At 30.3% G+C, this 18,376-nt stretch carries 13 protein-coding genes; 4 read left to right on the top strand and 9 right to left on the bottom strand.

Annotated elements, in window-relative coordinates; all coding sequences use genetic code 11:
* Positions 1-84: 84 nt before the first annotated feature.
* The 4 genes from ACX6CF_RS02305 to ACX6CF_RS02320 all read left to right on the top strand — a co-directional run bounded on the left by ACX6CF_RS02305 (position 85) and on the right by ACX6CF_RS02320 (position 5,807).
* Complete coding sequence (locus ACX6CF_RS02305) at positions 85-1,944, top strand: sensor histidine kinase (protein ID WP_458783683.1); 1,860 nt, start codon at positions 85-87, stop codon at positions 1,942-1,944.
* Positions 1,922-3,517 carry a response regulator gene (locus tag ACX6CF_RS02310; protein WP_458783684.1) on the top strand — a complete coding sequence of 532 codons (1,596 nt, stop codon included), beginning with the start codon at positions 1,922-1,924 and terminating at the stop codon, positions 3,515-3,517. Before ACX6CF_RS02305 ends, ACX6CF_RS02310 begins: the two co-directional genes overlap by 23 nt.
* A 252-nt stretch (positions 3,518-3,769) precedes the next feature.
* Positions 3,770-4,588 carry a YihY/virulence factor BrkB family protein gene (locus ACX6CF_RS02315; RefSeq protein WP_458783685.1) on the top strand — a complete coding sequence of 273 codons (819 nt, stop codon included), beginning with the start codon at positions 3,770-3,772 and terminating at the stop codon, positions 4,586-4,588.
* A 211-nt stretch (positions 4,589-4,799) separates the two neighbouring features.
* Complete coding sequence (locus ACX6CF_RS02320) at positions 4,800-5,807, top strand: ketoacyl-ACP synthase III (protein ID WP_458783686.1); 1,008 nt, start codon at positions 4,800-4,802, stop codon at positions 5,805-5,807.
* A gap of 187 nt (positions 5,808-5,994) precedes the next feature.
* On the opposite strand, the gene ACX6CF_RS02325 is transcribed toward ACX6CF_RS02320, so the two are convergent.
* From ACX6CF_RS02325 to ACX6CF_RS02365, 9 genes are all read right to left on the bottom strand, one after another.
* Complete coding sequence (locus ACX6CF_RS02325) at positions 5,995-6,390, bottom strand: hypothetical protein (protein ID WP_458783687.1); 396 nt, start codon at positions 6,388-6,390, stop codon at positions 5,995-5,997.
* 453 nt (positions 6,391-6,843) lie between these two features.
* Positions 6,844-8,319 carry a xylulokinase gene (gene xylB / locus ACX6CF_RS02330; protein WP_458783688.1) on the bottom strand — a complete coding sequence of 492 codons (1,476 nt, stop codon included), beginning with the start codon at positions 8,317-8,319 and terminating at the stop codon, positions 6,844-6,846.
* Positions 8,320-8,344: 25 nt separating this feature from the next.
* On the bottom strand, positions 8,345-9,385 hold the full coding sequence (locus ACX6CF_RS02335; protein ID WP_458783689.1) for an NAD(P)-dependent alcohol dehydrogenase: 1,041 nt from the start codon (positions 9,383-9,385) through the stop codon (positions 8,345-8,347).
* A gap of 73 nt (positions 9,386-9,458) precedes the next feature.
* A complete protein-coding gene (locus ACX6CF_RS02340) occupies positions 9,459-10,469 on the bottom strand; it encodes a sugar ABC transporter substrate-binding protein (RefSeq protein ID WP_458783690.1) in 1,011 nt (336 codons plus the stop codon).
* Between the two features lie 106 nt (positions 10,470-10,575).
* Complete coding sequence (locus ACX6CF_RS02345) at positions 10,576-11,553, bottom strand: ABC transporter permease (RefSeq protein ID WP_458783691.1); 978 nt, start codon at positions 11,551-11,553, stop codon at positions 10,576-10,578.
* Between the two features lie 18 nt (positions 11,554-11,571).
* Positions 11,572-13,065: a sugar ABC transporter ATP-binding protein gene (locus tag ACX6CF_RS02350; RefSeq protein ID WP_458783692.1), complete on the bottom strand. Its 1,494-nt coding sequence runs from the start codon at positions 13,063-13,065 to the stop codon at positions 11,572-11,574.
* 338 nt (positions 13,066-13,403) lie between these two features.
* Positions 13,404-15,002 (bottom strand): response regulator transcription factor, encoded by a 1,599-nt coding sequence (locus tag ACX6CF_RS02355; RefSeq protein WP_458783693.1) that lies wholly within the window; start codon positions 15,000-15,002, stop codon positions 13,404-13,406.
* Positions 15,003-15,037: 35 nt separating this feature from the next.
* A complete protein-coding gene (locus tag ACX6CF_RS02360; protein WP_458783694.1) occupies positions 15,038-16,786 on the bottom strand; it encodes a sensor histidine kinase in 1,749 nt (582 codons plus the stop codon).
* Between the two features lie 20 nt (positions 16,787-16,806).
* Entirely contained in the window at positions 16,807-18,300 is a 1,494-nt protein-coding gene (locus ACX6CF_RS02365; protein ID WP_458783695.1) for an extracellular solute-binding protein, read from the bottom strand.
* Positions 18,301-18,376 lie beyond the last annotated feature (76 nt).

An 18,376-nucleotide genomic window follows, 5' to 3' on the forward strand; every position in this document is an offset into this window, starting at 1 on the left:
ATTCTGTTGTATTATTATTATCTACATAATTATTTTACTCAATATATGTTATTAAATATAAATTTATTAATATGGTGATAATTAATGATTAAAATACTAGTATCTTGTAAAAGATTTTTATCAAAAAGAATATCCACAATAAAAAACCAACTAATTATAACTTTCTTAATAATTATCATAATTCCAACTGCAATAATTTCTTCCATCATATACACTAAATCTACCGAAAGCCTTACTAACAAAACGGAAAATGTATTGGAAATGAATTTCAATCTATTAGAAAATAATATCTTAAAAGAGATAACTTTAATAGATAAAGTAGTTACTCAGATATACCTAGATGATAAAATGTTAGATTTATTATCTTATTCACCATCCAAACATTATTATTATCTATACTCTAGACATAAAGTCATCAAGGATCCTATAACTCAATCTTCTGCTTTTGAAAATGTTCTTAATACATATACCTCAACATTAAACTTTTTTAATAATTCCAAGACCAAACTGTATGTATATCAATTTGGAGACTATAAATTTCATACTAATATATTCAATTTGGAAGAAGTCCAAATGACATCATGGTATCCAAGCATTGCCCCTGATTCAAGCCCTAGAATAATGTTTTTTCCAAGAAGTAAAAACAAAAATTTACCTCAAGGAGTTAATTATGTCCGTAAATTATTTGGTCTAAAAAATTATAATCTATCTTTTTCAAGCTTAATAACAATTCAATTACCGATGGATGAAATAAGTAGAATGTTAATTAATCTTAAACCTACTGATGGAAGTACCATATTTGTACTTAATGAAAATAATAGAATTATTGCGAGTACAGAAAATAAATTGGTCAATGCTAATTTCAAGTCTTTCTTTTCATCATATATGCCAATAAATGAAAGTATATCTTTCAACACCCAAATTATTGATTATGAAAATACCAAAACTCTTTTATCAACTAAAACCATCAATAATATTCATTGGAAGATTATCGGGATAACACCTCTTAATGAGTTGAATATAGATCTATATAAAACACAGCATTTCATAAAAATAGTTATCCTTATAATACTGATCATCAGTCTTATCTTTGCATTATTATTAGCCAATAGAATATCTAGTCCTATAAAAAAACTTGTAGAATCCATGACTTCTCTTGATACGGACAATTTATATTTAGAAATTGATGATTACCATTTTAATGATGAATTCAGTTATCTGATTGACCACTATAATGCAGCAAACAAAAAGATAAGTAATTCCATCACTAAAATAAAAGAAATTGAAAATGAAAAAAAAGAAGCTGAATTCAAAGCTCTTCAAGCTCAGATTAATCCTCATTTTCTATATAATACTCTCGATGCAGTTAACTGGCTATCATTAAAATATGAAGCCGAGGATATAAGTATAATGGTGACTTCATTGTCCGATTTCTTTAGATACAGCTTAAGTAAAGGCAAAACGGTAATACCATTAAAAAATGAATTAATACAAACCGAAAGCTATCTAACCATACAGAAGATTAGATATCCAGATATAATTGATTATTCTATATACTGCGATGAAGAAATAAAAGAGTGTTCTATTGTAAAACTAACTCTTCAACCTTTAGTTGAAAACTGCATTATACACGGTATAGAACCAACGGATGAACCAGGTTTTATTGAAATTGTCTGTCTAAAAGAAAAGAATGAAATAATTATAAAAGTTAGTGATAATGGTATAGGTGCTGATATTGATACGTTAAACAATATAATCAATGACACATCTAACAGTTGCAGTTCTTATGGTCTAAGAAATGTCAATCAGAGAATTAAAAATTATTTTGGTGAAACATATGGCATAGTCTTTTCAGAAAATGATACTGTAGGAATAACAGCAACTATTACCTTACCTTTTGTGATTTATGAGGAGGAAAATTATGTTAAAGATGATAATTGCTGATGATGAAATACTTGTAAGGGAAGGTCTAAAAAGCATTCTTTCCTGGGAGTCTTATAATATTGAAGTAGTAGGAGTAGCAAAGAACGGATTTGAAACTCTTACTTTATGCGAAGAACTAAAACCTGATATCCTATTTACTGATATCAGAATGCCTCATCTGACCGGAATAGAAGTAGCTCAGAAGCTGAAAATACAGAATTATAAAACTCGAATTATCATAGTAAGCGGAATTGAAGATTTTTCTTATGCTCAGCAAGCAATAGCATTAAATACAGAAGGTTACATATTGAAACCCATAAAGAAAAAAAAATTAATTGAAATTGTTGAAAAAGTAGTTGCTTCTATTAATGATGAAAAAGAACATGCTGTTAAATTCAAACAACTAAAAAAACAATTATATGACAATATACCAGCCATTAAAGACAGGTTTCTATGTAATATAATTTTCAGAAAATATTCTAATGAGAAAACCATATATGACAAATGTAAATTTCTAGATATTCCATTTGCAAATTCTAAGCCATTCGTTGCCTGTAAAATGGTTATTGATGAAATTAATGGCAGTTTTTCCAAGAATTTTGAAGAGAATTATGAGCTAATTTTAATGTCTATATTAAATATATGTAATGAATTATTAACAACATACAACTATAGTATCTGTTTCAACATTAACGAAAATGAGTTTATCATCATCTTCAATTATGATCAAATGATTACCATCAGTGATATATGCGAAGAGATATTAACAGCTCTAAATAAATATATTGAAATCAAAGTCTCTATTGGTATTGGTGAAAAAGTAAATTCAATATTATTACTATCCAATTCATATAAATCTGCTGAAACTTGCCTTGAATACAAGTTTTATTCTGGAATCAATACTGTGATCAACTCAAGAGACTTAACTTATAGAACTGATTCACTAAAATATGTCAAATTACATATCATAGAAGAAAAACTATTAAGCGGTATTAAGATTGGAAATCTGACAACGGTTAATGATGTACTCTGTGAGATTTTTGGTCATATTGAAAGTTCTTCATATACTCCTGAAGAATATACTAAGAACATCTTTACAGAGCTTATTTTTATAACTACCCGCTCATTATATGAAATACAAGAAAATCTTAGTGATATTGTTGAAGAACCTATCAAACTATGCAATACCATCTATAAATTGAATACTTATGAAGAATTAAAAAATTATATATTAGGTTTGTTTGCCACAATAACTACATACTTCAACAATAAACTGAATCAAAAAAATAGATATGTAGTTAATGAGGTAAATGATATAATTAACCATCAATATACTAAGAACATAACTGTAAAATTAATATCAGATCAAGTAGGTTTAACACCAAATTATATAAGTCAGATATTTAAAAAGGAAACTGGAATTACTATAACTAAAAAAATTACAGAAGTAAGGATTGAAGCTGCCAAAGAACTTCTAAAAGACAGTAACTTCAAAGTTTTTGAAGTAGCTGAAATGGTAGGATTTGATAATCCTTATTACTTTAGTACGGTTTTTAAGAAAAATACAGGAATACATCCTTCAAAATTCAGATAGGCAACTTATTCATCATATTAAAGATATGTCTCCTAGTAAATTTAAACAGGCTAATTTACCGTTGAAATGTTAAGAATAAATATGATTACATTTTACTTTATGATATTGTAACGAACTACTACAATATTAACCAAAACATTGCAATTATTAACCAATTAACTTAATTGTCACTTGCTATACGTAAAATTTTTGATTATAATAAAATTACTATAATTATCCACACCCATAGTATTTGATTAGGAGGAAGCTTACATGAATTTCAAAAAAGCCATTGTATTCGTTAATTTATTTAAGAGAGTACAATCAGACGATATTACAGCTTGGGCTTCAAAACTAACTTTCTATATATTGTTGTCCATTTTTCCTTTTATACTATTCCTTATGCAGATACTTAGTTATACATCTCTATCAGATGTTGATGTCCTTTATCAGTTTAAAGATATTTTTCCTGATGAAATTTTTGGTGTTATAGGATTTATTACTACAGATATAGAAAAAAACCAAAGTGATACACTATTGTCCATTGCACTTATTGCAACTATATGGGCTGCATCAAAAGGTATAATGGCAATTATAACAAGCCTTAATAAAGCATATAGAGAAAAAGAGACTCGTTCATATATCTTTTTAAGATTGATGTCATTTATATATACTATAGCTTTTGCAATCGTATTAATTATAACTTTCTTATTAATAATCTTTTGGAATAAGCTACTTAACCTAGCATTTTCATATATATACCTTCCCACAGGGTTAGAAGGAATAATTGACTTCATTAGAATACTTTTTGCCATGGTACTACTGTTCTTCTTTTTTATACTGCTATATAATGCATCACCAAATAAAAAAATAACGTTCAAAGAAGTAGTTCCGGGTGCTATACTTTCAACCATTGGTTGGTTAGCTATGTCATTCATATTTTCATTCTATATTGATAAAATAGGTAACTTTTCTTATATGTATGGAAGTCTAGCAAGTATAATCATACTATTAATATGGCTATACCTATGTAGTATAATTATATTAGTGGGTGGCGAACTCAACGCCATTTACTTTGAGAAAAACAAATAATAGAAAGAGGCAAGTCTATAGGGCACTTCACTTAGGCCAAGCCTCTTTTTTAGTTCTATCCTTGACAAAGGGTCCATTTTCATTAGCTATTTTTTTAATTAGAATAATTAGAATATTAAAGCAATAACAATATAAAGACGAAGAAATATATACAGCAAAATCTTAAACACTACTATATTGCATTGGAATTTACACAAAAGGAGTAATGTATATGAAAAATACAAATATCAATATTATTGGAATCGGGACATATCATCCAACAAATAAAGTCAGTAATAATGAACTTATAGCTCATTTTAATAAATTAGGTGTTGAAATAGAAGGTCTACTGACTCATCTGGAAAGAGAATACAGATATCTTTCAGATGATAAAGACGAAACAGTCATTTCTATGGCATACGAAGCTAGCATTAATGCATTGGCAAAAGCAGAAATCAAACCTGAAGATGTTGACATAATAGTATTCGCAACAGATACACCAGAATACACTTCCCCATCAAATGCTATCAAGCTTACGGATTTCCTAAAAGCAGATAACGCTAAAATGGTATATGATACCAACAGCAACTGTATAGGTATGTTGACTGCGCTTGACCAAGTAAGTAGGATATTACAAACTAATAAAAGATTTAAAAGAGCATTAGTCGTGGGTGGTTTATTGATTAGCTCTGTAGTTAATACTAATGACCCAGTAACTTATGGGAATTTTGGGGATTCAGCAGCAGCAGTAATACTTGAGAAAGTAGAAGAAGACATTAAAAGAGGATTCATTGATTCCACTCATTATACCAAAACCAGTGAAGTGGATAATATTCTTATGCCTAAAATTGGATATTCAAAAATAACAAAAGGTGAAAAGGTAACAGAAGAAGATAAAAAATGGACATTCGTTCCATTTGAAAGTGATTTCATAAGTGATTATTGGGTAGAACTCATAAAAGATCTTGCAAGAGAAAATGGTATGCAACCTACAGACGTAGACCATTTTCTTTTTTCACAATTCACAAATCCAGCAGCAAAAGCTACTTTGGAAAAATTGGGAATATCAAATGATAAATTAACCTATGTTGGCAATGAATATGGATATACCGGGGTAACAAGTCCTATCATGGCATTGGAAAGAGCACTAGAAAAAGGTAGAATTACAAAAGGTTCAAAAGTAATCCTTATCTCCGTAGGCTCAGGGTCAACTGCGACCGCAATCTTATTTGAATTTTAGCTAATACATAACTATAGTAATACATTATTTATTTTCTTATTATACAAATGGACCCTTTGTCAAGGATATTTAGCTGTGCACGCTAAGAAGAAAAAGTGTTTTGTAACGGGCAATTGAATAAGCTGTCTAATACTCTTTTAATAATATCAGACAGCCCAAGTTTTAATAATATATATTTTGTTTTATACTATGCTAATTTACTCTTAACTTCTTGCATATTATCTGCATATTCAATTCCTTCATCCCATCCAGGAATTAGTTTTCCTAACCTCTTGAATTGTGATAATGTAATAATATTACCTTCAGTAAGTAAAAATCTTCTTTTAAATGGAACTTCTATGTATCTTTTCATTAAATCTGTTAATTTGTCTGCAACAGGTGGGCTTGAAGGCTTTAGATCATTGCTTAAATTAATAATCAGAACATAATTTTTAGCATCTAAAGAACCAACTACTTTGTTGTAAGCGTTAATAAAAGAATTTCCATCCTCTTCTTTGTAGAAACCAGATGCGCTTAAATGAACAAATTTATCCATTTCATTTACTTCCATAGTATATTTTGCACTTCCATTTTCATATGTCATTTAATGTCCTCCTTAAGTATATTATCTTCAACATTAATAATTATACTAAATAAAAGTCATATTATCAAGTAAATTTTTTGACAATTATGTGTCAAACCCGCACATTTAAACAAAATATAGTGTTAAGTTAAGTATAATAAGTAAGTCAGCATGTTTTAATGATTAGAGTATCTGTGGTTTATGTAAGTTATGTTATGCTATGCTATGTGTTTCCGCTACTATGGTATAGGGTAATATTACGTCAGCAGATTAAACGTCCATGTTTAAAACTGCTGAGCTCGCCGTCCGTGGCTCGCTGCTCCATATTACCCTATACCATATCCGCTGGGCTAGTATTAGTTATTATAGTATAGAAAAATACCTACATATAAGACATTATCTGAATATCTTATCTGTAGGTATAATTTTAAGTACAATCTTAAAAGTAATAATTTACTTGAATAAGCTATGAACCTATTCTATCAATTCTTTAAATAGTTCTTTTGTTGCAGGATATATCTTTTTGAATTTATTATATTTCTTATTATATAGATCTACACTATCCTTATTAGGTTCTATGCTACTAGTTATTTTAATGAACTCTTTACAGGCTTGTTCAACGGATTCAAATAGTCCATAACCCACTGATGCTAATATGGAGGCTCCATATGCTGGACCTTCATTAGTATTAAGTTTATTTACCTTGACATCTAATACATCAGCTATTATCTGACACCAGAGTTTGCTCTTGGCTCCACCACCATTGATACTTATATTATTAATTTTGATACCCATATTCTTCATTATTTCAAATGTATCGCGTAATGAAAAAGCGACTCCCTCTAATACTGCTCTTGTCATATGCTTTCTTTCATGGGTCATATTCATTCCTATAAATAAGCCTCTGCAATTAGGATCATTATGAGGTGTTCTTTCTCCCATTAGATACGGTAGGTAGAATAAACTGTCATCAATCTGTGCTTCTTGTGCTTCATCTAGTAATTTATCAAAGTCATTAGTCTTGTTTATCTCTTCGACCCACCATTTCAAGGATGATGCTGCTGCTAATGTTACGCCCATGAGATGATATTTACCATTTGCATGACAGAATGAATGAAGACTATTATTATTATCAACAAAGAATTTTTCGTTTGATGTAAATACTACTCCAGATGTTCCAAGTGATAATGAACATGAACCTGATTCAACGACACCGCCACCAACCGCAGCGACGGCTTGGTCTCCACCGCCAACTACGATTTTCACATCTTTGTTTAATCCTAGTTCAATGGCTAGTTCACCACTTATATTACCCATCGACTCATAGGATTCATATAGCTTGGGTAATTGACTTTCAGTTATCTCTAATAGTTCCAACATATCTTTTGACCATTTTCTGTTTTTAACATCCATGTATAGAGTTCCTGAACCATCTGACATATCTGTTGCAAAAACACCTGACATTTTATAAGCTAAATAATCCTTTGGCAACATTATCTTTTTGATTCTATTAAAGTTCTCTGGTTCATTTTTTCTTAGCCATAGGAGTTTAGGTGCTGTAAATCCAGTAAGTGCTAGATTACCGGTCCACTTGGATATTATTTTTTGACCTATTTCCTTATTAAGATACTGGCACTGTTCATCAGTTCTTTGATCATTCCATAGTATTGCAGGTCTTATTACATTATCATTCTCATCAAGCGTAACCAATCCGTGCATCTGTCCACTGAAGCTAATGGCCTTTACTTCATTTTTATCTAATCCATCTAATAAGTCTATTAATCCAAGTTTAGATTGTTTCCACCAGTCTTCTGGATTCTGCTCTGACCATAATGGCTTAGGAAAATAGATAGGATATTCTCTGCTTATAGTTTTTATTACATTTCCATTTTCATCTGTTGCAATTATTTTTACAGATGTAGTTCCTATATCAATACCTATAAAATACATTTCTACCCTTCTTTCTCCTGTTGGATTAATCTATCTTAATTACAGCTTTAACAACCTCACTTGCATTATTTACAACAAAGTCAAAAGCTTCTTTTGTATGTTCAAAATCAAATTCATGACTTACTATTTGTTTAACATTGATAGAACCACTAGCTATTGCATTGATTGCTACAGGATATAGATTCCTATATCTGAAAATAGTTCTAACTTCCCCTTCTTTGCCCATTAATTTCATGAAATTAAAACTTACCTCATCATTAGGAGTCATACCTACTAGAACAATAATTCCACCACTTTTTACTACATCTACAGTTTGTTTAACTGTGATCTCAGCTCCTGCTGTATCTATTACAACGTCAGCTCCTTTACCATCAGTTAATGATTCTATTTCCTTAATTACATCAGTTTCTTTTGCATTAATAACTGAAGTTGCACCAAGTTTTTCAGCCATTTTCAATCTGTTTTCTAATACATCTACTACGATAACATTGGAAGCTCCTCTTGCTTTACAGGATAACAGGGTAACAAGACCGATACAACCTGTTCCAAAAATGACAACAGTATCACCAAGCTTTACATTACCAACACTTGACGCATGTAATCCGACAGCTAGAGGTTCAACTAATGCACCTTCCATATTGCTGACATTATCAGGTAGTTTAAAACACATATCTTCTGGATGTTTGACATAATTTTGAAGAACACCATGATATGGTGGTGTAGCAAAAAACTCTACATCCGGACACAAGTTATATTTTCCTTCTTTACAGAATTCGCATTTACCACAAGTCTTACCAGGCTCTAAACAAACTCTGTCACCTACAACTAGATTCTCAACATCACTTCCTACCTGAACTACTTCTCCAGCACATTCATGTCCTAATATAAAATCTCCATCTACAATAAAATCGCCAATTTTTCCATGTTGATAATAATGAACATCTGAACCACAAACACCTACAGAGTCTACTTTAATCAAAACATCTTTTGATGATATCTCTGGCACTTCCACATCTTTGAATACCATATTATTAGTTCCTTGCATATATACCGCTCTATTTTTCATTACAATTAACCTCCTTATTTTGAAATTGGTACGTGCACTAAGTCACGTACCAATAAATTAGTTATGAATACTTTTATAATGCTCCTGCTTTTTTGTGCATTTCAATTGTATCATCAACATTTTCACTATTGATTAATGGACAATCAATATCAATATCAATTTGCTTTTCTTCACCAGTCAATAATTTATTTGCAGTATCTAATAAAGATTCTGCTAAATCATAAGCACTTTGTAGACATGTTGAAGTCATTAATCCATCTTTTATTAATAATGCTGCTTCTGCTGTTCCATCAACACCATATGCTAAGATATCTTCGAATTTTGGATCATCTTTAATTACTTCTATAGCTCCAGCAGCCATGTTGTCATTCATTGCGATTATTGCATCGATTTTATCATTAGCTTGAACCCAAGTTTCCATATAGTTCATTGCTTCATCTTTATTCCAGTTAGCTATTTCTTCTCCAACTACTTTTACATCTGGACGTTTTTCAAAAAACTCTTTTTGCCAGCTTTCATATCTTTTATCAGCGTGGAAGTTTCCTGGAGGTCCTTTTAATACTACTACATTAGCGTTCTCTGGAATCTGATCTATTGCAGCTTGTGCATTTACTGCGGCTTGTAGATATGGGTCAGCATCTACTGATGATGCTCCATCAATTCCATCAATACGTGCATTAGTAGTGATTGTTATTATACCTGCTTTTACTGCCTTTTCAGCATAAGGTCTTTGAGCTTCCCCATTATTTGGCTGAATTATTACTGCATCGTATTTATTAGTTATTGCATTTTCAATTAATGAGTTTTCAGTATCATCAGATGCTTGTCCATCAAATACATCTACTTTAATGTTATCATATTTATCAGCTTCTTCCATAACTGCATTTGCAAGCCAAGCCGCAAAAGAATCCGCTTGTGCTCTGGCTATGTATGCAACTCTGTATGGCTTTTCTTCATCGTCTGTTTTTTCATTTGATACCCCTGTATTATCCCCTGATTTTGTATCTTTGTCAGAAGACTGGCAACCTGCAAACGTGAAAGTAATCATTGCCAAAATTAATGTAACCAACAAAATCTTTTTCATTTAAATTCCTCCTTAAATTTTTTGAATAGATTAATATTCTACTCTTTATCTAAATACAAGTTTGCCACAATCGTTTTGTAGAACAATACTCGTATAAGATTCATATTTATTTTTTTTCTTCAATACTACCAAGTTTACTTTTAGTTCTTTTTGTTTTAGCCCATATATCATAGATAACTGCAAGAGCTATAATAGCACCACGTACTATCTGTTGCAGATAAGAGTTAACTCCTGTCAATACCATAATATTATCTAAGAATCCAACTATGAATGCACCAGCTAGAGTACCAGCCGCTGTTCCTATACCACCTGTGAAGCTAGTTCCACCAATAACTGCCGCTGTAAGCGCTTTGAATTCATAACCTACCGCACCATTAGGCATACCACCATTTACACGAGACATGAATAACACACCAGCGATACCTACAAAAATACCATTTATAATAAAAGCTTTCATTTTGATTTTATTAACGTTGATACCTGAAGCATTAGCCGCTTCTTCATTACCACCAATTGCATAGGTAGATCGTCCAAACACCGTATGACTTAACAGATACCAAGTTAATATAAGGATAATCACTAAGAAGATTAACGGTGTAGGTATTCCCATGATAGACCCTTGACCAAATTTTACATAATCTCCTATCTGATATATATTCTGACCATTAGTATATAGAAGCGCTGCTCCACGAGCCATAGTCATCATTGCAAGAGTAGCAATAAAAGGTGGTGCTTTGAACTTAGTAATCATCATTCCATTGATAACGTTACAAAATACACCTGCTGCTATACCTACTATGAAAGCTATTGTTAAACTGCCTGTTGCAGTATATGCTGAAACTGAGAATACTCCCGCCAAAGCAAGTACTGAAGCAGATGATAAGTCCAACATACCAGATATAATAAGTATTGTTTGTCCAAAACCTAATATTGTTGCAACAGAAATTTGTCTTGATATATTAGTTAGGTTATCTATTGTAGCAAAATTCTTATTTGCAATACTGCATATTACGAATAAAACTATAAGTACCAAAAATATACTGTATTTACTTTTAATAGATGACCATGCGTTATTTGTTTTCATTTTATTCTCCTCCATTTACTATTTGGTTTTTGTAGCTAACTTCATTATATTTTCTTGTGTGAATTGTTCTCTAGTTAGCTCACCAGTTATCTCTCCTTTTGCCATAACATAGATCCTGTCGCACATACCTATCAGTTCAGGAAGCTCTGAAGAAACCATAATAAGAGCCTTTTTTTCTTTTGCCAATTTTGTCATTAATTTATAAATCTCATATTTTGCCCCAACATCTATACCCCTTGTTGGTTCATCTAAAATTAAGATATCCGGATCTGTTACCATCCATTTTGCCAATACGACTTTTTGTTGATTACCACCGCTTAATGATTCTATACTTGTATCAAAAGTAGGTGTTTTTACATTCATACTCTTACAATAATCTTTTACAGTTTTATTCTCTTCTTTCTTATGTAATCTACCTTTATTTATAAATTTCTTCAAACTTGCAAGAGAAGTGTTTTCTTTCACGCTTCTAACTGGAATAATTCCAAATCTTCTTCTATCTTCTGACAGCATAACCATTTTCTTGTCAATACTATGCTTAACACTTTTAATCTTAACCTCTTGATTTTTTATAAGAATTTTACCTGACTCATAACTATCTAGACCAAATAGCGCTCTCATCACTTCTGACCTACCAGCACCCATGAGTCCAGCAAAGCCAATAATCTCTCCTTCACGTACATTGAAACTGATATTATTAAAATTACTAACAGATGTTAGCCCTTTGACTTCAAGAACATTTTCTCCTGCTTGAATCTTCTCTTTAGGATAATCATTAGTAATCTTTCTACCAACCATTTGAGAAATAACTGTTTCCATATCATAATCATCTTTTGAACGAGAATCTACTACTGCTCCATCTCTAAATACCGTTATCTCATCAGCAATCCTGAATATTTCATCCATCTTATGAGATATATATATAATGCAGGCTCCACGACTTTTCAATTCATTTATCTTATTGAATAATACTGCTACTTCTTTTTGGGTTATTGCTGAAGTAGGTTCATCCATAATAATGATATCTGAATTGTAGGAGATAGCTTTTAATATCTCTAACATTTGAATATCTGATACTGTCAAATCTTTTAATTTGGTTTGTGGAGAATAGGCAAGATTTTCTTTTCTTAATAATTCTTTAGTACGTGTTCTAATTTCTCCCCAATGAACCTTCCCTAATTTATCCTTAGGCCAATTACCAACAAATAAGCTTTCCTCTATTGTCATTTCAGGTATATAATTAAGTTCTTGAAATATCATTGATATACCAAGACTCCTAGCTTGAATTGGATTTTTTATATCTACAGCTTTTTCATCAATCAATACTTGTCCCGAATCTGGTTTATAAATACCATTTATGACTTTCATAAGAGTAGATTTACCTGCACCATTTTCACCACATATAACATGGACAGTACCTTTTTTAACGGTAAAATTAATTTTATCCAATGCTTTTACACCTGGAAATGATTTCTCAATGTTAGAAACTCTTAATTTGATATCTTGATTCATAGCCTTTTCATCTCCTTCCGATGATTTTGTGCATTTTAGCTTCTTCGCTTTTGTATATATAATGATATATTAAAATTACCCACAAACAAATGGTCTATTTTATTATTGTTTTATACAATTTTACTCAAATAAATATGGTTTAACTAGAAAATTAATCTTTTATACTTAGTTAATATTTTTTTGTCCTATATTAACCATTAATCAAATCGAAACGTCTGCACACCCATTTCTATAAGTTCAATATGTCTTCTATCTATTTCATACACTTAAAAAGTATTACTTATCTATATATAAAAAAAGCCCTCTCTAATGAGAAGACTTAAAATCAATTGTTAATATTATATATTTTTACTATCCCTATATTCCATTACAGTCATACCTGTTATTTTCTTAAAGACTTTACTAAAATATTGTTGATTTGAGAAACCTACTTTCTCGAATATCTCTTTAATCTTATAATCTGGTTTCAGTAACATCTTCTTAGCTTGTTCAATTCTAAGTTCATTAATATATAGAGACATAGTTTTGTATACTTCTTTTTTGAATATATTACACAAATAATGTTTAGATAAGTTCAGATTGATAGCTACATCTTCAAGAGAAATCTTTTGTTGATAATTTTTCTCAATATAATTTATTGCTCTATTAACCAGCAATTTAGAATGGTCATGAGTTAAATTTTTTAATACGCTTATTACTTTAGCTGTAAAATCATTAAGCAAATATTTAACTTCATTTTGAATCTCGGAATTAATAATTTGATAATGATAATATTCAAGATTTTGGATATCTACTTCATTTTCAAATAATTGCCCATAAGAATTAAATATATCTCCTATCAGATTAGAATAAAATATTTTAGCTACTTTAGGGTTAATGTTGTTATCCTTAAAATAATTACTGATATCATCAATCAATTTATTGGTTTCATCTATATTTTCTTGACCTATCAATTCGATAACCAGTTTATTATGAGTTTTTTTCAAGTCAAATATATTAGCTTCATTAAAATTAATATTATTAGTACTAACAATGGAAATAAATTGTTCATCTTGATAAAATAATATTTGTGATTTTTTGATAAAGTTTTTATACGCATTTCCTAATTTATCGCTTTCATTGATTGGATTAGTATAAACAATATTGATTGAAATATCAAAATACTGTTTAGCAGCATTGCTAACAGATAAAAATATACGTTTCAATTCTGATATGCTTAACTTTGGTGATGCCAATAGATAATTATATTTTTTATTAGCACTAACAAAAAGGAACTCAACATTTCTTTCCCTTAATTGTTCATAGAAGATATTGATTACAGCTTGTTTGATTTGTCTAGAACGATCTATATTTCCTATGTCTTCATCCTTATCCTCACTAATGACAATACTAACGAATGCAAATCTAGTGTCAATATAGGGAAATCCAATATTATTACATCGCTGTATAATTTTATCATCAATCATGAAATCCAATTTTATCATATCATTAAGCAATGCTCTTTTCATATCATTTGTATTTTTTTTGACTTGATCATGTTTATCTTTTTTCTTATTTTGTGCTTCGATTTTATTTTTAATTTTATTCATTATACTTATAAGTTCTTCATCTTCAACTTCTGATTTAAGTATATAATCATCTGCACCAACTTTTAGTGCTTTTCTTGCATATGAAAATTCATCATAGCATGTTAATACTAGAATTTTGACATCCGCATTTTCTTTTCTCACTTCTTCTACAAGCCAAAGTCCATCTTTTTTCGGCATTCTAATATCAGTAATAATAACATCAGGCATATGCTTTTTATACTGTTCATACCCTTGCTCTCCGTTAGAAGCTTCAGCCACTACTGTAAAACCAATACTTTCCCAATCAATTGTTGTTTTTAGTCCAACTCTCACAAGTACTTCATCATCAATAATTAGGACTTTATACATTTACGAACACCCCACTTTATCTACAGTTTGGTTATTTATTGAATCACCGCATTTTTTACATTAAGTTTAACTCTTACTAATGTTCCCACACCCACTTTTGTCTCAATTTGCAAACCATAATCACTACCACAATATAATTTAATTCTTTGATTAACATTATTTAACCCAACTTTACTAAATTTATTTCTATCTGTAGTTGATTTAAATATATTTTCTAGGATTTTATCTTCAATACCAGGTCCGTCATCTGTTATTTCAATAATTAAGTCTTCTCCCATAATAAAAGCTTTTATTTCAATATTCAAATCGTTGTTATCATCACCTATTCCATATATGATTGAGTTTTCAACAATTGGCTGCAAGAATAATTTTGGAACTGTTAGCCCCAAACATTCACTATCAATATTGTATATCAGATTAATAGCTTCATTAAATCTTAACTTCTGAATAACGATATAGTTCTTGACATAATCTATTTCTTCTCCCAATGTTATCATATCTCTACCTAGATTAGTGCTTATCCTCAATAATTTTATAAGGGCAGTAATAGCTCTGCTTACACTTTTGTTTCCTTGAATTTTTGCCATCCACTTTATAGTATTAAGCGTATTATACAAAAAGTGGGGATTAATCTGAGCATGAAGAGCTTCCAGTTCCACTTCTTTTTTTGCTTGCTCTTCTTTGACCAATTTATCTATAAGTACCTCCATTTCAGAAATCATGTTATTAAGACTATCCCCCAGCTGTCCTATTTCATCATTGGAATGAACTTCTGTCCTGACAGTTAAATCACCTTGTTCAACTTTATTAATAACTTTTTTCATTTTCATCATAGGCTCTGTATATCTAATTGAAAAGAAAATCATAAAAAGTATTATAACTATACCATACAAGAATCCTCCTAAGAGAAAATACTTCTGGATATTATTGATTTCTTCATATAAATACCCTGTAGATATGGTTTTAATTATTTTCCAGCCATTGCTGTCAATCGTGGAATATATGGCAACCTTGTCTATTTTATCTTTATATTGAACATAACTATTATTATCATTACTAGTTAGAACTTCATTAGCAAAACGTTTATATCTAATTGTAGTCCCAATCTTACTTTTATCAGGGTGACTAATAATTACTCCATTCTTATCACAAATAAATATATCTGCGCTTTCGTCATCTAATAAGCTTTTATATGATTGTTCTAATATAACTTCTTCCAGATTAATCATGAGATATCCATAATCATCCAGTGTATTGAAATCAATAATTCTACGAGCTAATGTAAAATAGTATTTATCAAAAATACCTGATAGGATTTCGATATTTTCTTTCTTTGTTGGAAGCCATATTGGTTGTCCTGAAGAATCTGCCAAGGCTTTTTGTATAGTGTAGGAACTCGTTATTTTAGTAGCTCCAATAGAATATTTTCTACCTTGCATTACTAGGTCAATCACTTCAATATCATCCCTTGAAGTAATAAAACCCCTTAATGTATTCTTGAATTCGTCATACCCATATTCTGATTCGTTTTTTAGCATCTTAAGTAAGTTATTGTTGGATATTATGACAGTAGAGAATTCCTCTATGTCTTGTAAGATAAAGTCAATCTTTTCTCCTGTTTCAAAAACAGACTGTATAGCTGTATCGGTATATTTATTTTTAATAATTTCTTTAACAGTTTTTGAATAGGTGATAGATATAGCTATCACAGGAAGTGCAATTAAAACTATAGCAATTATACCAAGTTTGACACGCAAGGCATGATAAATCTTTATTCTTTTCATTTATATCTCTCCTGTGTCACTTATTCTTGTATTCTAATCTGCCTAAATTCCGAATATATTTTATCACTAACTTCTTTTGAATCCAAATCATATTTTATCATCTCATGTAAATAATTGATTATTACTTGTTCCACATCATAAAAATTGGAAATCTTAGGTCTCAGATATAGGTTTTCTTGTTTCCATGCATCTAATACTGCACTTTTGTGTTTGATGAATGTATCTTCAAATAATACATCTTGATCTTCTTCATCACTCTCATATGCTGATTTTCTTGTTGGCAAACTTCCACCTTCTGGATGTTTAAGAACTCTTAACTGCATATCTTTGGAAGTTGCCCAAGTAATGAATAACCATGCTGCTTGTTTTTCTATATCCGAAGCGTATTTATTAATTCCTATGCCTGAACCGCCAAAAATGTTAGCACTTCTTTCGTCTCCATATGGTAATATGGAATAGCCAACTTTTCCAGCAACTTTTGAATGCAGTTCATCTTCCATATAAGTATAATTCTCATCCCAATTAGGCATCATTGCAATTTCACCATTTCTAAAAGCATTAGCTGAATCTGTCCAATTCCATTCAACGCTTTCTGGCGCAGAAGCGCTTACAATTTCTTTGTAGACATCAAGAGCTTTTAGAAATTCCTTATCCTTGACATTAATATTCTTAAATGATTCTAAACCAAGAGTATTAATGTTTTCATCCAAAAAATAATCTCCACCATAAGAGGCTAATACATTGGAAAAATCGCAAAAAAGAGAGTTATGTTTTTGTGCCATATGACCACTACCATACTTTATTTCTTCATCTGGCACATTTTCATCAATCCACTTGGAAACCTCAATATACTTCTCCCAAGTAAAATCTTTAGTTCCAGGAGTAGGATCATATCCCTTTTCTTCAATAAATCTTTCTCTATATGCCTCAAAAATATCTTTTCTATAATATAGAATCATAGTGGTACTATCAAAAGGTACCGTATATAAATTAGTATCTTCCTCAAAATAAGAAACAACTCTTGTTTGATATTCAAAAAAATCATCTGTATAACCAATTATATGGGGATAATCAGGATTGGTATTATAAGAATTAAGAACCTCTAAATAATTATAAAATCTATTAAGAGTCTGATATGGATCAACATATATGAGTTGATATTTACCATCTTTTGCAATAAAATCTAGATTCACCTTCTGAACTAAAGTATCAAAATCTACAGCTTTCACCTTAATATTGATTCCTGTTATTTTTTGAAACTCTTCACTTTCATGTAAAATAACATTCGCATATAGATTATTTTCAACAATAAAATTAAGCGTAATACCCTCAAACTGTCGAACATCATAATTCTCAGGTAAATCCAGATTTTCAAAATTGGTTCCTATCAAATTATTATTATTATTCTCTACTTGTGTATTTTGTTTCGTATCTTCATTATTATATCTAGCAAGAAAGGTCGTAAGTAAAAGGCCTATTACTATTAGAATTATAGCTAACGTCTTTTTGTTCATTTATGTCACCCGCTTGTAAGTTAGATATTTTTATATATTACGTTATTATATCACATTATTAACGCCCTATAAAAGG

Source organism: Vallitalea sediminicola, from assembly GCF_054408565.1.

Bases quoted from the DNA above. Each gene is read 5' to 3' on its own strand.
- ACX6CF_RS02305 (WP_458783683.1), top strand. From the start codon at position 85: ATGATTAAAATACTAGTATCTTGTAAAAGATTTTTATCAAAAAGAATA.
- ACX6CF_RS02310 (WP_458783684.1), top strand. From the start codon at position 1,922: ATGTTAAAGATGATAATTGCTGATGATGAAATACTTGTAAGGGAAGGT.
- ACX6CF_RS02315 (WP_458783685.1), top strand. From the start codon at position 3,770: ATGAATTTCAAAAAAGCCATTGTATTCGTTAATTTATTTAAGAGAGTA.
- ACX6CF_RS02320 (WP_458783686.1), top strand. From the start codon at position 4,800: ATGAAAAATACAAATATCAATATTATTGGAATCGGGACATATCATCCA.
- ACX6CF_RS02325 (WP_458783687.1), bottom strand. From the start codon at position 6,390: ATGACATATGAAAATGGAAGTGCAAAATATACTATGGAAGTAAATGAA.
- xylB (WP_458783688.1), bottom strand. From the start codon at position 8,319: ATGTATTTTATAGGTATTGATATAGGAACTACATCTGTAAAAATAATT.
- ACX6CF_RS02335 (WP_458783689.1), bottom strand. From the start codon at position 9,385: ATGAAAAATAGAGCGGTATATATGCAAGGAACTAATAATATGGTATTC.
- ACX6CF_RS02340 (WP_458783690.1), bottom strand. From the start codon at position 10,469: ATGAAAAAGATTTTGTTGGTTACATTAATTTTGGCAATGATTACTTTC.
- ACX6CF_RS02345 (WP_458783691.1), bottom strand. From the start codon at position 11,553: ATGAAAACAAATAACGCATGGTCATCTATTAAAAGTAAATACAGTATA.
- ACX6CF_RS02350 (WP_458783692.1), bottom strand. From the start codon at position 13,065: ATGAATCAAGATATCAAATTAAGAGTTTCTAACATTGAGAAATCATTT.
- ACX6CF_RS02355 (WP_458783693.1), bottom strand. From the start codon at position 15,002: ATGTATAAAGTCCTAATTATTGATGATGAAGTACTTGTGAGAGTTGGA.
- ACX6CF_RS02360 (WP_458783694.1), bottom strand. From the start codon at position 16,786: ATGAAAAGAATAAAGATTTATCATGCCTTGCGTGTCAAACTTGGTATA.
- ACX6CF_RS02365 (WP_458783695.1), bottom strand. From the start codon at position 18,300: ATGAACAAAAAGACGTTAGCTATAATTCTAATAGTAATAGGCCTTTTA.